We start from the raw sequence: 3,729 nt of genomic DNA, 5'->3' as shown, positions 1-3,729 counted from the left end.
CGCGGCGTACACCGACGACCGTACGAGCGGATGCCGGAACCGCAGCCGCGGCCCCAGCGACAACAGCCCGGCGTTCTCCGCCGTCTCCAGTTCCGCGGCGTCGAGGCCGAGGAGCACCGCCGCGCGCCGCAGCAGCCCGAGATCGCCGACGGGCTCCGCCGCGGCGAGCACCACCAGCGTCCGTACGGTGGGCGGCAAGCGGTCGAGGCGGCGTACGAACTGCTCCTCCAGCGCGGCCACCACACCGGCCCGCGCGCGCATCGGGCGGGCGACCCCGAACGGCCCGGCGTCGTGCGCGAACTCCAGCAGCGCGAGCGGGTTGCCGTGCGCCTCGGCCAGAATCCGGTCGAACACCTCGCAGTCCAGCCCGGTGTGCGTCACCGCCCCCAGCACCGCCCGCGCGTCCTCGTCCCCGAGCCCCGGCAGCGGCAGCCGCGGCAGATCCGCGAGCCCGCAGCCGGGTGCGACCTCGCGGACGGCGAACACCACCGCGACCCGCTCGACGGCAACCCGCCGCGCCACGAAGACCAGCGCTCGCCGCGAGGCGTCGTCGAGCCACTGCGCGTCGTCCACCACACACCACACCGGCTGCTCGTGCGCCGCCTCGTGCAGCAGCCCGAGCACCGCGAGCCCGACCGTCAGCGGATCGGGCGAGGTCTGCTCCCCGAGCCCGAACACGGCCTCCAGGGCCGCCTGCTGCACGCCCGGCAGCCCGAAGCGAAACCTGAGAAATGGCGCGCACAACTGATACAGCGTCGCGTAAAGCAAATCCTGCTCGAACTCGGCCCCCGCGGACCGCACGACGGCGAACCCTTCCAGACCCCCCGTGACGGAATCGAGCAACGCCGACTTCCCGATCCCCGCCTCGCCGGCCACGACGAGGGCGCCCCCACGCCCGGCAGCCGCCGAGGCCAGCAGCCGATCGATCTCGATCCGCTCCTTCTCCCGGGCAACGAGCTGCATAGGAGACTGCCTCCTCTACCAGTGTTAGAACCTCTAACGCCTTCAAAGCGTGATGAGTTAGCGTGAGATTTGTCAACTCGGTCAGTCAAATCCCCCAAGCAGGCGCTGGGATGGGGAATCCCCTGCCCGAAGGGGCGGGGGTGTGGGGTGGGGGCGGGGGAGGCAGGGGTGTGGGGCAGGGCGGGCAGAATGGTCATGAGCATGACAATTTTGCGGAGTGAGGGGACGGCCAAGATTCGGACGCGCGGGCATTCGGACGCGCGGGCATTCGGACACGCGGACATTCGGACACGCGGACATTCGGATATGCGGACATTCGGATATGCGGATAGGTGATCCTCGCGCAGCCGATGAACTCAACAGCCTTCGATGGGGGATCGGTACGGAATTCCGCCAACCGCGCTGTAGAGGAAAAGGGCCGAAGGGGAGAATTTCTGCTTACTGCGCAAGCGGCATTCGTCCGGGCCGACGGCCGACTTTTGCGTTGCCTTGACCCTTTGGTTTGGCCCTGGTTATGGTGACGACCATGATCGACTGAAAAGGGGGCGGGTGCGGATGGGCGAAGGAATGTTCAAGGCGCGGTCGGTACTGAAGTCCGCCGCGGGGGCCGCCCTGCTGACCCTGGTAGCCGCGGCGGGGGCCCTGCTCACCCTCATGGTCATGTTCATCACGGGCACTGACGAGGTCGTCGAACGGAAGGCGTTCTTCGGCTCGTTGATCTTCGAGACGGTGAAGAAGAGCGACGGAGCACTGGGCATCACCACAGGCGTGGGAAACCCGATCCCCCTGCTCGCTCTCTTCCTCGTCCTCACCGCCGTCCTGACGATGATCCGGACCGCCTACCGCGGCCTGAAGCACCGCCGTGAGCACCGCTTCAACGCCCCCGGCAACTGAACGGGATCAGCGCAACCCGGCAAAGAGATCGTTCTCGGGGAGAGGCGCGTCGGTGGTGTCCCGGACGCGCACATAGGTCTCCATGCCCATCAACTCGCCGAACCTCTCCTTGCCCATCTTGAGGAAGAAGATGTTCTCGCCCTGGCTGGCGTGCGCGGCCAGCGAGTCGAACTTCTGACCGCTGAAGGCGGTGGTGTCGACCCAGGTGGTGATCTCGTCGTCGGGAAGGCCGATCTCGGCCAGCGCGGCGACCTCGGCGGGGTCCGGCTCCGGCATGTCCCCGAATTCGCTCATGAGCTCACCGAAGCGCTGCATCATGGAGTGCGGCATGGTCGTCCAGTAGACCTTCGGCGTCAGCTCGGTCATCTCCAGCGCCGCCATCGTGATGCGGTTGGCCTGGATGTGGTCGGGGTGCCCGTAGAACCCGTTCTCGTCATAGGTGACGACCACATCGGGCCGATAGCGCTCCATGAGCTCCGCGAGCCGGGCGGCTCCCTGCTCCACGGGGGTCTGCCAGAAGGACTCGGGGGCGTCGTTGCTGGCCCAGCCCATCATCCCGGAGTCGGCATAGTCCAACATCTCCAGATGGCTGACCCCCAGAACGTCACAGCTCTCCTGGAGCTCACGACGCCGCATCACGGCAACGGCCTCGGGATCGTGACCGGCGTCACCCGGCTTCACCCCCTCCGGCCCGTCCCCGCACCGCCCGTCGGTACAGGTCACCAGAACCGTCCGCACCCCTTCCGCCGCATACTGCGCGAGGACCCCTCCCGTGCTCGTGGCCTCGTCGTCGGGGTGGGCGTGTACGGCCATGAGCGTCAAGGGCCGGTCAGTCATGGAACAGTCCTCCTGCGGAAACTGCGGAAAATACGTCGTGATCCCCATACCCGGGGCGCGATCGGCGCCCCCGGGAGCCGGCCTCCAAGCGGAACGAACGCCGAAACGACCCCGTCTCCCACCCACCCAGCACAGCCCCCAGCCCATGTAACCGCGCCGACCACACCAACTGTTCCCGCCCGGACCATCCGGCCTGCCGGCGGTCGTGTCCTCGGGGTATCTGAAAAGCCCTTGCTCTCAGTGTCCCCGCGGAGGTGTCGGCCACGTGGTCGGGTCGACTGCCGTATCGAGGATGCCGCCGAGCTGCGCGCCGACGCAGCAGCCCCCACGCACCCCGCCAAGCGATCCGAGCAACCCGACCCCCACCACATCACCAAGGAGAACAGCAACCCCACCGAACTCGTGAAGCTGTTCACCGTCTACATCTCCAATACCGGCGAGAGGCGGCCGGGGCGGGCGTGAGTTTCGGAGTTCTTTCACCTGATCTCCGTTGAGAGGAGTCTTGATGAAGATCAGATCTTTGCGACCTCTCGAAGGTTCTCGATAGTAGGATTCTGGGCCATCGCTGGATAATGGGCCGTAATATGTGCCACCCCTTTCCCGATAAGATCTACTGCGGCCTTGAAGTACTCCTCCGCGAGGCATTCGGCTTCGATCCCCTTGCGGGGTGCTGTGATTCTCAAGGTTTCTCCATTTCGGTGGAGCTGAATCACGTAGGAGTTCTCGGTGAAGTCGATATCGGACTTCCCTGTCGAGTGGATTTCCTCTATGGAGAAAGCGAGGCAGAACATGAAATCAATGAGGGGTGCGGTGGCGTGATGGAGGATTTGCTTGCCGTCCGCCTCGAACGTAATTGGGTAATTGAAATACCCGTAACGAAGATTCGTGGCGCTTTCGGTTTCCAGATAGATTTCACCCGGGCGTACCGATGTGCTGGGAAGATCATTTCTGCTCTGTGGCGTGAAGTCCAGGGTGAGCATGCGTCGTCCAATCGTGCTGGATTCTGATGGATTTGCGGGCTGCTCGGGGGTGGCA

5 protein-coding genes are annotated in these 3,729 nt (G+C 65.5%); 2 read left to right on the top strand and 3 right to left on the bottom strand.

Features of this window, described 5'->3' with window-relative positions; genetic code table 11:
* Positions 1-963: AAA family ATPase (locus ACFU99_RS37005; protein WP_384401059.1), on the bottom strand; the 963-nt coding region annotated here is incomplete at its 3' end.
* A 555-nt stretch (positions 964-1,518) separates the two neighbouring features.
* Here ACFU99_RS37005 and ACFU99_RS37000 point away from each other — a divergent pair.
* Positions 1,519-1,857 (top strand): hypothetical protein, encoded by a 339-nt coding sequence (locus ACFU99_RS37000; RefSeq protein WP_384401056.1) that lies wholly within the window; start codon positions 1,519-1,521, stop codon positions 1,855-1,857.
* Positions 1,858-1,863: 6 nt separating this feature from the next.
* Here ACFU99_RS37000 and ACFU99_RS36995 read toward each other — a convergent pair whose 3' ends face one another.
* Positions 1,864-2,694 (bottom strand): PIG-L family deacetylase, encoded by an 831-nt coding sequence (locus tag ACFU99_RS36995; protein ID WP_384401053.1) that lies wholly within the window; start codon positions 2,692-2,694, stop codon positions 1,864-1,866.
* A gap of 231 nt (positions 2,695-2,925) precedes the next feature.
* Here ACFU99_RS36995 and ACFU99_RS36990 point away from each other — a divergent pair, with 231 nt between their 5' ends.
* Positions 2,926-3,156 carry a hypothetical protein gene (locus ACFU99_RS36990; RefSeq protein ID WP_384401050.1) on the top strand — a complete coding sequence of 77 codons (231 nt, stop codon included), beginning with the start codon at positions 2,926-2,928 and terminating at the stop codon, positions 3,154-3,156.
* A gap of 50 nt (positions 3,157-3,206) precedes the next feature.
* Here the strand turns inward: ACFU99_RS36990 and ACFU99_RS36985 are convergent.
* Positions 3,207-3,729 (bottom strand): hypothetical protein (locus tag ACFU99_RS36985; RefSeq protein WP_384401047.1); only part of this gene is annotated, 523 nt, incomplete at its 5' end.

The organism is Streptomyces sp. NPDC057654 (assembly GCF_042800135.1).
In the GTDB taxonomy this organism is placed as follows: Bacteria; Actinomycetota; Actinomycetes; order Streptomycetales; family Streptomycetaceae; genus Streptomyces.
The sequence above is the reverse complement of the archived record's forward strand: the minus strand, read 5'-3'. Positions and strand labels throughout refer to the sequence as shown.

What these genes read in the sequence shown, in the direction of transcription:
- ACFU99_RS37000 (WP_384401056.1), top strand. Translation starts at nt 1,519, where the DNA reads ATGGGCGAAGGAATGTTCAAGGCGCGGTCGGTACTGAAGTCCGCCGCG.
- ACFU99_RS36995 (WP_384401053.1), bottom strand. Translation starts at nt 2,694, where the DNA reads ATGACTGACCGGCCCTTGACGCTCATGGCCGTACACGCCCACCCCGAC.